The 13,765-nt window shown below is 67.4% G+C and carries 10 protein-coding genes; 9 read left to right on the plus strand and 1 reads right to left on the minus strand.

Annotated elements, in window-relative coordinates:
• Positions 1 to 2 precede the first annotated feature (2 nt).
• The 7 genes from QX048_RS05025 (at position 3) to QX048_RS05055 (ending at position 9,919) form a co-directional block, all read left to right on the plus strand.
• A complete protein-coding gene (locus tag QX048_RS05025) occupies positions 3 to 1,106 on the plus strand; it encodes an ABC transporter ATP-binding protein (protein ID WP_316200378.1) in 1,104 nt (367 codons plus the stop codon).
• Positions 1,107 to 1,121: 15 nt separating this feature from the next.
• Positions 1,122 to 2,231 (plus strand): ABC transporter ATP-binding protein, encoded by a 1,110-nt coding sequence (locus QX048_RS05030; protein WP_316192211.1) that lies wholly within the window; start codon positions 1,122 to 1,124, stop codon positions 2,229 to 2,231.
• 2 nt (positions 2,232 to 2,233) lie between these two features.
• A complete protein-coding gene (locus QX048_RS05035) occupies positions 2,234 to 3,814 on the plus strand; it encodes an FGGY-family carbohydrate kinase (RefSeq protein WP_316192196.1) in 1,581 nt (526 codons plus the stop codon).
• Entirely contained in the window at positions 3,807 to 4,847 is a 1,041-nt protein-coding gene (locus QX048_RS05040) for a 2-hydroxyacid dehydrogenase (protein ID WP_315718348.1), read from the plus strand. The genes QX048_RS05035 and QX048_RS05040 overlap by 8 nt, the downstream gene beginning before the upstream one ends.
• A gap of 18 nt (positions 4,848 to 4,865) precedes the next feature.
• On the plus strand, positions 4,866 to 5,612 hold the full coding sequence (locus QX048_RS05045) for a class II aldolase/adducin family protein (RefSeq protein WP_315827284.1): 747 nt from the start codon (positions 4,866 to 4,868) through the stop codon (positions 5,610 to 5,612).
• Positions 5,609 to 7,117 (plus strand): glycerol-3-phosphate dehydrogenase, encoded by a 1,509-nt coding sequence (locus QX048_RS05050; RefSeq protein WP_315827283.1) that lies wholly within the window; start codon positions 5,609 to 5,611, stop codon positions 7,115 to 7,117. Before QX048_RS05045 ends, QX048_RS05050 begins: the two co-directional genes overlap by 4 nt.
• A 213-nt stretch (positions 7,118 to 7,330) precedes the next feature.
• The gene (locus tag QX048_RS05055; RefSeq protein ID WP_315827282.1) at positions 7,331 to 9,919 is read left to right on the plus strand and encodes an ATP-binding protein; all 2,589 of its coding nucleotides are present in this window, start codon (positions 7,331 to 7,333) and stop codon (positions 9,917 to 9,919) included.
• A 1,075-nt stretch (positions 9,920 to 10,994) separates the two neighbouring features.
• Here the strand turns inward: QX048_RS05055 and QX048_RS05060 are convergent.
• Entirely contained in the window at positions 10,995 to 11,660 is a 666-nt protein-coding gene (locus tag QX048_RS05060; protein ID WP_315827281.1) for an XRE family transcriptional regulator, read from the minus strand.
• A 206-nt stretch (positions 11,661 to 11,866) separates the two neighbouring features.
• Between QX048_RS05060 and QX048_RS05065 the strand changes: the two genes are divergently transcribed.
• Positions 11,867 to 13,363: an amidase gene (locus QX048_RS05065; RefSeq protein WP_315827280.1), complete on the plus strand. Its 1,497-nt coding sequence runs from the start codon at positions 11,867 to 11,869 to the stop codon at positions 13,361 to 13,363.
• 39 nt (positions 13,364 to 13,402) lie between these two features.
• Positions 13,403 to 13,753, plus strand: coding sequence for a RidA family protein (locus QX048_RS05070; protein ID WP_315753009.1), 351 nt, complete (start codon positions 13,403 to 13,405; stop codon positions 13,751 to 13,753).
• Positions 13,754 to 13,765: the final 12 nt, after the last annotated feature.

Consider the following 13,765-nt stretch of genomic DNA (forward strand, 5'->3'; position numbering starts at 1 on the left):
ACATGGCGCGTCTCGAACTCCAATCGGTCGACAAGAGCTTCGGCGCCGCAAGCTGCGCCAAGGGCGTGTCGCTGACGGTCGAGCCCGGCGAGATCGTCGCGGTGTTCGGCCCGTCCGGCGGCGGCAAGACCGTGCTGCTGCGGATGATTGCCGGCATGTTCGAGCCTGACGGCGGCGACATCCTGGTCGGCGGCCGCTCGATCGTCGACGCGCCGCCGGAGCAGCGCGGCATCGGCATGGCGTTCCAGAATTTTGCCCTGTTTCCGCACATGAGCGCGCGCGACAACATCGCCAGCGGGCTCCGCGCGACGGGCGCGGCCGACATTGCGGCCAAGGTTGCGGCAATGAGCCGGCTGTTGAAGATCGAGCACGTGCTCGGCCACAAGCCTCGTGAACTGTCCAACGGCCAGAAGCAGCGCACCGCGCTGGCGCGCGCGCTGATCGGCAATCCCGGGGTGCTGTTGCTCGACGATCCCTTGCGCAACGTCGATGCCAAGCTGCGCTATGAGATGCGGTTGGAGCTGCCGAGCCTGCTGCGCAGGAGCTCTGCGGCGGTGCTCTACGTGACGCAGGATTATCGTGAGGCGATGGCAATCGCCGATCGCATTGCCGTGCTGATCAATGGCCGCCTGGTGCAGGTGGCGCGTCCGGAGGAGATCTATGCGCGGCCGGCGTCGGTCGCCGTGGCCCGACTGTTCGGCGATCCCAGCATCAATCTTGCCGAGGTCACGCCGGTGGCGGAGCAGGGGCGGCTGACCGCATCTGTTGCCGGGACGCTGATCCGGCTCGATGCGGACGGCGTGCCGTCCAATATGCGTGAGCGTTGCTGGCTTGGCGTCCGGCCCGACGATGTCGTGGTGACGCGTGATGGCGGCGAGGGTGTGATCCCGGCGCGGATCGTCGCGGTCACGCCGATCCACGAGCGCGCCGTGGTGCTGCTGCGCTTCGCCGACGGATCCGAGTGGCTGGCGGCGCAGGCGCCCGAGGCGCTGGAGGCGCATGCCGACGAGGACGTGTTCGTGCGGTTCGCGCCGGAAGCGGCGCTGCTGTTCGACCACGCCACGGGCGAGCGCATCGGCCTGGCGCCGCGGCGGCAGGCGGCGTGAGGATCGGGGATGGGCATGCTCGAAATCCGCAACGTCGACAAGGTCTATCACAGCCGGGGCAAGCCGCCGGTTCATGCCGTGCGCGCGCTCGATATGGAGGTGAAGGCCGGCGAGATCGTCGCGCTGCTCGGCTCTTCCGGCTGCGGCAAGACCTCGACGCTGCGCATGATCGCCGGCTTCGAGAGCGTCAGTTCCGGGTCGATCGCGCTGGCGCAGCGGACGATCCATGATCTGGCGCCGGCGAAGCGCAAGGTGGCGATGGCGTTCGAGGGCTATTCGTTGTACCCGCCGCTCACGGTGCGTGAGAACATTGCGTTCGCGCTGAAGGCGCGGCAATTGTCGCGCGCCGAGATTGCGCAACGCGTTGTCAGCATTGCCCGCCTGGTGGAGATCGAGGACATTCTCGATCATCATCCCCACGCGCTTTCCGGCGGACAGCAGCAGCGGGTGTCGCTGGCCCGAGCGCTGGTGCGTGATGCCGACCTCTATCTGCTCGACGAGCCGATGGGTCAACTGGAGCCGCAGCTGCGTGCCGTGCTGCGCGGCCGCATCAAGGGTCTGCTCGCCGAGCGCGGCATGACGGCGATCTTCGTCACCCATGACCAGACCGAGGCGAGCGCACTTGCCGATCGCATCGCCGTCATGGAAGACGGCGTGCTTCAGCAGTTCGCCAGCGAGCGGGAGCTGAAGAACCGCCCGGCCAATCTGTTCGTCGCGAGCTTCATTGGCGAGCCGCCGATGAACCTGATGGAGACTGTGGTGACGCAGGAGGAAGGCGGGTTCCGCCTGTCTGTGGGCTCCGATGTTGCCTTTCACATTCCCGGGCAGACGTTGGACGCGGCGGGACAGCGGACGCTGGTGCGGGCCGATCGGATCAAGGTCGGCATCCGGCCGCAGCGGATCGCGATCGGCAGCGGCGAGGCGAGGCTGCGCGTGGTCTCCAACCAGTGGCTCGGCGATCAGTCGCATATTGCGGGCGAGTGCGCCGGTCATCTGCTGGTCGGCGTGACATCCAGCAAGGTCGCGGCGCGACCGGGCGACGTCGTGCCCTGCGCGCTGGAGTCACGCCATCTCCATATTTTCGGCGCCGACGGCGTTTGCGTCCGCCACGCGGAGGCGCGCTGAACATGACCTCGGCTGCGATCCGCAACGTGATCATCGGCATCGACGCCGGGACCTCGGTGATCAAGGCGGTGGCGTTTGCGCGGGATGGACGCCAGCTCGGGGATTTCGCGATTCCCAACAGCTACGCGACGTTGCCGGGCGGCCGCGTCGAGCAGGACATGGCGCGGACCTGGACCGACACCGTCGCGGCCTTGCGCGGCCTGGGCGGCACGCTGCCGGATCTGTCCCGTCGCGTCGCCGCGATCGCCGTGACCGGGCAGGGCGACGGCACCTGGCTGATCGATGCGGACGGCCGTCCCGTCGCGCCCGCGCTGCTGTGGCTCGACTCGCGCGCGGCAGGGTTCGTCGAAGCCTTCCGCGGCGGCGAGCGCAATGCCTCGCACTATCAGCGCACCGGATCGGGGCTCAACGCCTGCCAGCAGGGGGCGCAACTGGCCTGGCTGCAGGCGCATGACGCAGAGATGCTGGGACGCGCGGGTACGGCGTTCCACTGCAAGGACTGGCTCTACTTCAAGCTGACCGGCGAGCGGGCCACGGACCCGTCCGAGGCGACGTTCTCCTGCGGCGACTTTCGCAAGCGCGGCTTCGACGGCGAGGCGGCGCGTCTCATCGGCATCGCTGGTTCCGCGCGCCTGTTTCCAGATGTCGTCGATGGTGTCACGACGACGCATGGCTTGACCGCGGCGGCCGCGGCGGAGACGGGCTTGCCCGAGGGCGTGCCGGTGTCGCTCGGCTATGTCGACGTGATCTGCAATGCGCTCGGTGGTGGGCTATATGATCCCACACCCGACGTCGGCTGCACCATCATCGGCTCGACCGGCATGCACATGCGGCTGGCGAACAGCGCCGACGCGGTCAAGCTGAATGCCGAGGCGACCGGCTATACGATGCCGTTCCCGGTGCCGGACCACTATGCCCAGATGCAGTCGACCATGGCTGCGACCTTGAACATCGACTGGTTGCTCGATGTCGCGCGAGGCGTGCTCGCCATGGAAGGCATCGCCCGGTCGCGCAATGATCTGATCCGGCGGCTGGACGAGCGCGTGCTCGCGGCGAAGGCGGGCGAGCTACTCTATCATCCCTTCATCTCCGATGCTGGCGAGCGCGGACCATTCGTGTCCCACGAGGCGTCTGCGCAACTGGTCGGCCTGCGTACCCGTCACGGCTACTGGGATCTGATGCGCGCCGTGATGGAGGGACTGGCCTTCGCCGCACGCGACTGCTACGCGGCGATGGGACCGCTGCCGACGGAAATTCGCCTGACCGGCGGCGCCGCGCGCAGCCGCGCGCTGGGCAGCATTCTCGGCGCGGCGCTCGGCAGCACGATCCGGGTCTGCCGACGCGAGGAGGCCGGCGCGTCCGGCGCGGCCATGATCGCGGCGGTCGCCACCGGACTCTATTCGGACATGATGGGCTGCGCGGAGGAATGGGTGAGACCGTATCTCGATGAACCGCAGGCGCCGGATGCGGCGCTGACGGAACGCTATGCGCAGCTGTTCCCGGCCTATGTCGAGGCCCGCCTCGCGGCGCGGCCGGTGTGGAAGCAGCTCGCGGCCCAGCGTGCGGGAGCCAATCATGTCTAGCTCCATCGCCATCATCGGCGACCGCTTCATGCTGCCCTCGGTGTTCGCCGAACGCATCACCGCCATCTGCGGCGACGGCGTCGACATCCGCATGCTCGAACAGCCCTGGCCGGACGAGCCGATGGAGCATGGCTATGCCGGCTCCAAGCTCGATGGTCTCAAGGAGTTCATGGGCGATCCGGATGAGCTCGCCGAATTCATCGGCGAAGCGCCGCTGCTGGTGACGCATCTCGCGCCGATCTCGCGCGCGATGCTGCAGCGGCTGCCAAGGCTCAAGTTCATCGCGGTGTCGCGCGGCGGTCCGGTCAATGTCGACATGCAGGCGGCGCGCGATCATGGCGTGCTGGTCGTCAACACGCCCGGACGAAATGCCAGCGCGGTGGCGGAGTTCACCATCGGCGCGATGCTCGCGGAGACCCGTCTGATCAGGAGCGGTCACGAGTCGATGCGGGGCGGGGAGTGGCGCGGCGATCTTTATCGCGCCGACCGGACCGGACGCGAACTCGGGGAGATGACCGTCGGCATCGTCGGCTATGGCGCGATCGGCACGCGCGTCGTGAAGCTGCTCAAGGCGTTCGGCTGCAGGATCCTTGTGACCGACCCTTACGTCCAGCTCAGCGCACAGGACCGCAACGACGGTGTCGAGCACGTCGCGCTTGCCGATCTTCTGGCGCGCGCCGACGTCATCAGCCTGCATGCCCGCGTGACGCCGGAGACCACCGGCTTCATCGATCGCGAGGCGCTGGCGAAGATCAAGCCGGGGGCGATCCTGATCAACACCGCGCGCGGTCCGCTGGTCGACTACAAGGCGCTGTTCGAGGTGCTCAGCTCGGGACGGTTGGCCGGCGCGATGCTCGACACTTTTGCGGTCGAGCCGGTGCCGCCGGACTGGCCGCTGTTGCAGCTCCCGAATGTCACGCTGACGCCGCACATCGCCGGCGCGTCCGTGCGCACCGTCACCTTTGCCGCCGACCAGGCGGCCGAAGAGGTTCGCCGCTATCTGGCCGGCGAGCCGCCGCTCAATCCCTGCTGACGACGAAAGGTTTTCGACATGAATCGCGAGGAACGGCTGATCCGCGAGAACATCATCGCCAAATGCCGATGGATGAATGCGTCGGGGCTGAACCAGGGCACTTCGGGCAACATTTCCGCCCGCTACAAGGACCGCATGCTGATCACGCCCTCGGCGACGCCCTATGACTCGATGAAGCCGGAGATGATCGCCTCGATGCCGCTCGAGGGTGAATACGGTTCCTGGGAGGGGCCGTTGAAGCCCTCGACGGAATGGCGCTTTCATCTCGACATCATGCGCGGCCGTCCGGATGTCGGCGGCGTCGTTCACACGCATTCCACCTATGCCACCGTGCTCGCCATCGCGCGCAAGCCGATCCCGGCCTGCCACTACATGATGGCGGCGTTCGGCGGCACCGACATCCGCTGCGCCGGCTATGCGCGGTTCGGCACGGCCGAATTGTCCGAGCTTGCGCTGGAGGCGCTGGAAGGCCGCAACGGCTGCCTGCTGGCCAATCACGGCATGATCGCGGTCGGCGCCAATCTCGACAAGGCGATGTGGCTTGCGGTCGAGCTCGAGACCATCGCGAAGCAATACTACCTGTCGCTCGCCCTCGGCCAGCCGCACATACTGGGTGACGCCGAGATCGCCGAGACGGCGCAGGGCTTTTCGACCTATGGCCTGCAGGAGCCGAAGGCGAAAGCGGCAAAGCCGGCCAAGGCTGCGACGAAGGCGCGTGCCGCTGCGCGCAGCAAGCCAGAGAAGAAGCGCAGCAGCAAGCGATGAATGCGACGGTCTCACGCAGCGGAACCGATCACGGTCTGTTGGACCTCGCCGTGATCGGCGGCGGCATCAATGGCGCTGGTATCGCCCGAGATGCCGCCGGCCGCGGCCTGAAGGTGCTGCTGTGCGAGAAGGACGATTTTGCGCAAGGCACCTCGTCGCGATCGGGCAAGCTGATCCATGGCGGCTTGCGCTATCTGGAGTACTACGAATTCCGCCTGGTGCGCGAAGCGCTGATCGAGCGCGAGGTGCTGTTGGCCTCGGCGCCTCACATCATCTGGCCGATGCGCTTCGTGCTGCCGCACTCGCCGGAGCAGCGTCCCGCCTGGCTGGTGCGCACAGGGCTGTTCCTCTACGACCATCTCGGCGGCCGCAAGCAGCTGCCGGCGAGCCGCAACGTCGATCTCGCGCACGAGCCGGAGGGCGCGCCGCTGCGCCCCGAGTTCCGGCGCGGCTTCGAATATTCCGACTGCTGGGTCGACGATGCCCGGCTGGTGATCCTCAATCTCGTCGATGCCGCGCAAAAGGGAGCCATCATCCTGCCGCGCACCCGCGCCGTGAGCGCACGGCGTGAGGGCGATGCCTGGCGTCTGGAGATGCGCTCCGAAGACGGCGAGGTTCAGATCGTCCGAACGAAGGCGCTGGTGAATGCCGCAGGTCCCTGGGTGCAGGACGTGGTTCAGGGTGTCGCCGGGCTCAACTCCGCGCACAATGTGCGGCTTGTCAAAGGCAGCCATCTCGTGGTGCCAAAATTCTGGAGCGGATCGCAGGCCTATCTGCTGCAGAACACCGACCGCCGCGTGATCTTCGTCAATCCTTATGAGACCGACCTGGCGCTGATCGGGACCACCGACATCGTGCATGACGGCCGCGCAGACGACGTCGCTGTCGATGGTGCCGAGATCGACTATCTGCTCGCCGTGCTCAAGCGCTATTTCCGGGCCGCGCCGGGCAAGGGGGATATCATTCACGCCTTCTCCGGGGTGCGGCCGCTCTACGATGACAACGCCGACAATCCGTCGGCGGTGACGCGCGACTACGTGTTCGAGATGCATGGTGCGCCCGGACAGCCGCCGTTGCTGTCGATCTTCGGCGGCAAGATCACGACGTTTCGCCGGCTCGCCGAGCAGGCAATGGAACGTCTCGCGCCGTGGTTTCCGCAGATGGCGCCGGCATGGACGGCGGGCGCGCGTCTTCCGGGCGGCGATTTCGGCGTGCCGTTCGATCAGTTCCTCGCCGATCTCGCAGGCGCCTATCCGGGATTGCCGCGCGATGTAGTGGCGCACTATGCGCGGCTCTACGGCACCCGTGCGCGCGATCTGCTCGGAGCGTCCCGCAACGTCGGCGATCTCGGCCGCCATTTCGGTGCCTCGTTCTATGAGCGCGAGCTCGTTTTCCTGCGCGAGCAGGAGTGGGCCGTCACGGCCGCCGACGTCCTGGACCGGCGCACCAAGCATGGCCTGCATCTGAGCCGCGCCGAGCGCGAGGCGTTCGAGCACCAGCTTTGATCGCGCCTTGACGCGTCGAGCCCCTCCGCGACCGCCGCAGCGCTTGGCGGGCGCCGATGACACGCCCCGGCAAACCGTGCTATCGAGCGCCCGCGATATGGATCGCGACGCGCCAGGAGACGCGGAATTCGGCACAATCCGGACCTTCGCCGATGCCCCCTGCGCCGATCGATTCACAATCAAACCGCCCGACGACCTCCTGAATTCGACGCCATGCCGGACCAGATCAAAGCGAGAGCCGACCATCGGCGCGGTCCGCGGCAGGAAGGCATCGTCGACGCCTGGACGAGGTTCGCGTCCGGCTCCTGGATGGACCGGCGCTGGACTCCGTGGATCATCGTGCTGAGTGGCCTCGTGCTGGCGCTGCTGTGTGATGCCTTCGTGGCCCACATGCTTTCCGTCAACTATCGGGAGACCTATCGGACCACCGAGGCGGCCAACGGAGATCTCGCCCGCGCGCTCGAAGAATACATGTTGCGCAACATCCAGGGCGTCGACGTGCTCTTGAACACGACGATCGACAGTCTCAAGCAGGACCCATCGCTGCTCACTGCCGGCAACCCGGCCCTGATCGGCGAGTTGAAGCGCAGGGTGGTGCCGTACCCCGCCGCGGGCGGCATCGTCGTGCTGGACGCGGACGGCAATCTGCTCGGCGACAGCGCCGGCAACGGAGTTCCCGGCCGTGAAAACAATTTCGCCGATCGGGCCTATTACAAGGTCCAGCGCGATGACCCCGGCCGCGGTCTCTTCATCGACGTGCCGGTGGCCTCGCGCGTGAACAGGGGTCGGTTCATCGCGGTCAGCCGCGCCTTGATGATGCCGGACGGACGATTTGCCGGCGTGATCGTCGTGGCGGTGGACTACGAGAATCTGCGGCAGTTCTTCCTGTCGCTGAACGTGGGGCAGCGCGGAACGGTGACGCTCTATCGCGACGACGGCACGATCCTGCTGCGCTCGCCGCATGCCGACGATTTCGCCGGCCGCAACGTCGGGTCCAATCGCCTGTTTAGCCTCTATCTCCCGCAGGCGCCTCACGGCAGCTTCGAGGGCAGCGGCATGACGGACGGGACGTCGCGGAGCATCAGCTATCGGCGCGTCGCCGGCCTGCCGCTGGTGGTGACCGTGGCGCGCGACCCGGTCGAGTATCTGGCCGGCTGGAAGAACAATGCGCTGTACTACAGCGCCATCGCCGCCGGCCTCAATCTGCTGATCGCCGGATTCGGCCTCGTCCTGGCGCGGCAATGGCGGCTGCGCGCGGCCTCCGAGCAGGCGCTGCGCGACAGTTTCGAGCAGCATCTGCTGGTCACGGAGAACGTGCCCGCGCTGATCGTCCAGGTCGGCGCCGATGGTGACATCCGCTATGCCAACCGCGTCGCGCGCGAATGGTATGCGCAGCCGTCCAGCGGGGTCGGTCGCAGCCGGCGGATCGACGACTACATCGACCCCGCGCGGCGAGACGAGGTGAGGCCGAAGATCGAGGCCGCGCTGGCCGGCCGAACCGCGGGCGGTGAGGAGAAGATCGCGTTTCCCGACGGCCGTGAACGCTGGTGCGAGACCATTCGCGTGCCGGATCGCAGCCAGGATGGCACGGTGCGCGGCTATTTCGTGCTGTCGGTCGACATCACCGAGCGCAAGCGCATCGAGGACGAACTGCGTCAGGCGCAGAAGATGGAGGCCATCGGCCAGTTGGCGGGAGGCATCGCGCACGACTCCAACAACATGCTGGCGGCGACGCTCGGCAATCTCGATCTGCTGCTCGACGCGCTCACGCCCGGCGAAAGCTCCCGTCGCAGCATGGTCGAGCGGGCGATCGAGGCGGCGGAGCGGGTCGCCGATCTCAACCGCCGGCTGCTCGCCTTCGCCCGCAAGCAGGCGCTGCAGCCGCAGGTCACCGACGTGAACCAGCTCGTCAACGGCATGACGACCATCCTGCAGCGGACGCTCGGCGAGAACATCGAGATCGAATTGGCGCAGGACCCGATGCTGTGGCACTGCCTGATCGATCCGACGCAATTGCAGAACGCGCTGCTCAATTTGGCGCTCAATGCGCGGGACGCGATGGACGGCGGCGGGCGCCTGACGATCGCGACGACGAATGCCGTGCTCGACCAGCCGCTCGACGACGGCGACGAGCGCATCATGCCCGGCGACTACGTGACGATCGCGGTGTCGGACCTGGGGGCCGGCATGCCGCCCGAGATCGCGCGCCGCGCCTTCGAGCCGTTTTTCACCACCAAGGAATTCGGCAAGGGCAGCGGCCTCGGCCTCAGCATGGTCTATGGCTTTGCGCGGCAATCGGGCGGCACGGTGCTGATCGACAGCCGGGTGGCGGAAGGCACCTGCGTCACGCTGTATCTGCCGAGCGCGGGGCCGGGCGCCACGGGCCGCGCGCGCGCCGGCGCGGCGCGGCTGGCGCGGCCGCAGACCGGCGAGCGGATCCTGGTGGTCGAGGACAATCCGCTGGTCGGCGCGATGGCATCGACCATGCTGACGTCGATGGGCTACAGCCCGGTCGTCGTCACCCATGCGGCAGCCGCGATCGCCGCGCTGGACCGGCCGGACCCGTTCGCGCTGCTGCTGACCGACATTCTGCTGCCGGATGCCATGACCGGCATCGACCTGGCGCGCGAGGTGCGCCGCCGATGGCCGGAGCTGCCGATCGTCTTCATGTCCGGCTTCGCCGACCCCTCGCTGGTGCCGGAAGATTTCCGCGCGACGAGCAGGCTGCTCGCCAAGCCGTTCCGGCTCGGCCAATTGTCGGAGGCGATCGTCTCGGCCCTGGCCGGCAGGAAGGCGACGTGAGCCCTCAGCGATCATGCGGTGAGCGATCCCGTGTTCGCCCCGATCGACAGCGCCGTCCGGGCAAGTCCTTTCCGCCTCGCGGCGCGCAGGGCGCCCGAGCTGTGCCGGTCGTTTCGCCCTCTCGACGACGAGGGCGCGGGGAATGCCGGGTGCTGGCCGCACCCATGGCCCGCCTGCGAACAAGAATGCAGGCGGCAGGAACCACAGGTTCAGCCGAGCCATCCCGGCATTCCCCGCGCGATGGTTTTCCGGCTTATACGTCCTCTCCCCGGGGACCGGCTGTCTTGCCCCCGTCACCCGCGCAACGCGAAAGCATTGTCGCGAGCTTGGCCTCAGCATCGGGAGGCCAGGACCCTACGATTTCGCCGGCGCAACGGCTTCGTTCGTCCGCATGACCTTCGTCATGCTGCGAACCGCTGCGCCCACCGCATCCCACCCCGCGTGCCGTGACGATCGCGATACGCCCCTCGTGCCGGGGCGGGACGGCTGCACTCAATCATGATTTCTGAAAATGAGAAAGCGGAATATTTTCGCCGGACGGACTGGACAGGTGTGATGTGCTTGAGGCGTCTCGTGAAATGAGAATCTCCGCGCATCGACCTTGGCCCATGATTGGGGGCCCAGGGCGTGGGGAGGCAAGGGCCGAGTCGCCCGTCGGGTCGGGACTTGGGCTTGAGACAGTCGTCCATCGGATGATTGCAGCGCTTCGGAGGTCGAGTCCGTCGGTATATCGAGAGACGAGACGGGCGCGTTCTACGTGCGGGTCGATGTCGAGCCGGGCGCTGACAAGGCGCGCATCAGTCGCTTGTGGAAAGAGATCGGCGCACCGGTTGTGGTGCGAACGGTTTCTGGCAGGCTCGTGAGCCACTCGCGATCGTTTGGACCCAATGACAGGTCCCGCGAACGAGCCGGTGCCGACCGGCTTAGTAGCTGTGGTCTTTCGCACCTCCGCTGCTCGGTGGGAGTGGAGAAGCATCAGCCGTCTGTCGTGAGCTTGCGGAAGTCGCTCTGCTGCTGAGGGCACTTTCAGTTGTGGGCCCCAGCGAGTGCGCTGGGTTACGCCGGAGGCTTCACCTCACTCCACCGCATCCTTCTTCGCAATCCGGTGCAGCTGCTCGAACAGATCGGCCTGCTCACTGGTGCAGAGACACACGCCCTGCGCGGAGTCGGCATCGCCGGCGTTGAGGTAGGCGTGGCCCATGGTGCTGTCGAGATACATGCCGTCGCCTTCGTGCAGGATCTCCGGCGCGTAGAACTCGGTGTGGACGGCGATGGTGCCGCGGGTGACCAGGAAGTATTCCTCGCCGCTGTGGCGGAGCAGGGGGCCGAACTCGTCGAGCGTGCGGGCGCGCACCTCGGCGATCATCGGCACCATGCGCTTTCCGATCAGGTCGGTGCATTGATAGGTGTAGGTGTAGAACCTGGTGTTGACGATCTGGCCCTGGCCGGCGCGGCTGACGCTGCGGCGGGCGGTCACCGGGCGACCCGCCTCGGGGCGCGGCGTCGTCGGGCTGAATAGCTCGGCGATGTCCATCTGCAGGCCCGAGGTGAGCTGCAGCAGCTTGTCATAGGTCAGCGACATCAGGCCGTTCTCGACCTTGGACAAGGTCGACAGCGCCATGCCGGTCTTTTCGGCGACCTGCTTCAGGGTCAGGCCGCGCGCCTGCCGGGCCGCCTTCAGGCACTGGCCGAGCTGGGAGTGGGGGCCTTCGGTCGACGCGCTGATGGCGGTGTCTGTCAAAGCGATCTCCGGAAAATCCATTAGCGGATCAGGCGTGTCGAGAGCCGAGCAGCCCGGACAATCTCGGCCCATAGAGCAGGAAATTCAATCGGGTGCTCCAATGTCCGAAGGTCATGCGTGGACAGCGGTGGAACAATGCGTTTTCGGGTCGTGCATTCGATTTCCTATATGCTAAATAGTTTTCCGAAACGGAAAAGAGAAGCCCCGTGGAATCGATTTGCGACAAGACCGCCGTCGAGCTGGTCAAGCTGCTGAAAACAAAGGCGATCTCGCCGGTCGCGCTGCTCGACTCGTGCCTGGAGCGGATTGCGGCGGTGAACCCGGCCGTCAACGCGGTGGTGACCCTGGACGAGCCGGCCGCCCGCGCTACAGCCAAGGTCGCCGAGGCCGAGATCGTGAGGGGCGAGGACCGGGGGGCGCTGCACGGCCTGCCGGTGCTGATCAAGGATACCCAGGACACCGCCGGGATGCGCTCCACCTATGGCAGCCCGATCCTGGCCGACAACGTCCCGGCCGTCGACCAGGCCTCGGTGGGCCGGCTGCGCGCCGCCGGCGCAATCATCTTCGGCAAGACCAACACGCCGGAATGGGCGGCGGGCGGCAACACCCGCAATCCCGTGTTCGGCGCCACCGGCAACCCGTTCGATCCCGCGCGCTCGGCCGCCGGCTCCTCCGGCGGCTCGGCGGTCGCGCTCGCCTGCGGCATGGCCCCGCTCGCCTCGGGGTCAGACACTGGCGGCAGCTTGCGCAATCCGGCCGGCTTTTCCGGCATCGTCGGCATGCGCCCCTCCTACGGCCTCGTCGCCAGCGAGAAGCGCGCCCATGGCTGGTCGTGCCTGTCGACCGACGGGCCGATGGCGCGCGATGTCGCCGACACCGCGCTGATGCTGTCGGTGATGGCGAGCGACGATGCGCGCGATCCGCTCGCCTACACCCTGCCGGGCGAGGCCGTGCGCGGCGCGCCATCGCGCTGGGCCGTGCCGCCGGCGGTCGAACTCAACAAGCTCAGGCTCGCCTTCACCGAGGATTTCGGCTTTGCGCCGACCGAACAACTGATCCGCCGCGCCTTCCGCGCGCGGGTGTCGCGCATCGCGCCGCTGTTTGCCGACGCGCAGGAAGGCGCACCGGATTGCAGCGGCGCCGACGAGACCTTTGCGGTGCTGCGCGCCTCGCTGTTCCTCACCCAGCACGGCAAGAATTTTCGCGAGCGGCCCGACATGCTCGGGCCGAACGTGCGCGCCAATGTCGAGGAGGGGCTCGGCTACAGCCTCGAGGATTTTTCGCGTGCGAGCGCCAACCAGACCCGCATCTATCGCGCCTATCAGGGCTTCTTCGCACGCCACGACGTGCTGATCAGCCCGACCATCACCTTGAGCCCGCGGCCGTGGGCGGAGCTGTATCCGGCGGAGATCGACGGCGTGCCGACGCGGTCGTACTTCCACTGGTTGGCGCTCGCCTACGCGGTGACCCTCGCCGGACATCCCGCGCTGAGCCTGCCGCTCGGCCTCGACGACAACGGCCTGCCGTTCGGCCTGCAGATCGTCGGTCCCCGCGGCGGCGACGCGCTGGTGCTCGGCGTTGCCGCGGCGCTGGAGGCCGCGTTCGCCGACGATGCCGAGCTGCGCCGTCCCCGGCCCGATCTCGAAAGGCTCGCGTCGCTGCCGCCGCTGGCGCAGACGCCCGGCTTCTTGGCGTGGGATTGAGGCGGCACTCATGATCACTACATCTTGGAGCGACTAACGATGTCCGACGCCCCCTCATGGCCGTTCTCGCTGGTGCGCCGCGCCGGCGGCCTGGTGTTCCTGTCCGGCGAGATTCCGGTCGCCGATGACGGCAGCATCCCCGAGGGCATCGCGGCGCAGACCGACCTCGTCTTCAAGCACATCGCGGAAACGCTGGCCGGCGAGGGGCTGACGCTCGACGATATCGTGTCCTGCATGGTGCACCTCGCCGACAAGGCGGATTTCGCCGCCTACAACGAGGCCTATCGCAGGCACTTCAAGGACCCGATGCCGGTCCGCACCACGGTGCAGGCGCAGATGATCGCGGATGTGAAGATCGAGGTCACCGTCGTCGCGGCGGCGCGGACCTAAGCAGGAGTGATG

The organism is Bradyrhizobium sp. SZCCHNS30572, from assembly GCF_032484415.1.
Taxonomy (GTDB): Bacteria; Pseudomonadota; Alphaproteobacteria; order Rhizobiales; family Xanthobacteraceae; genus Bradyrhizobium.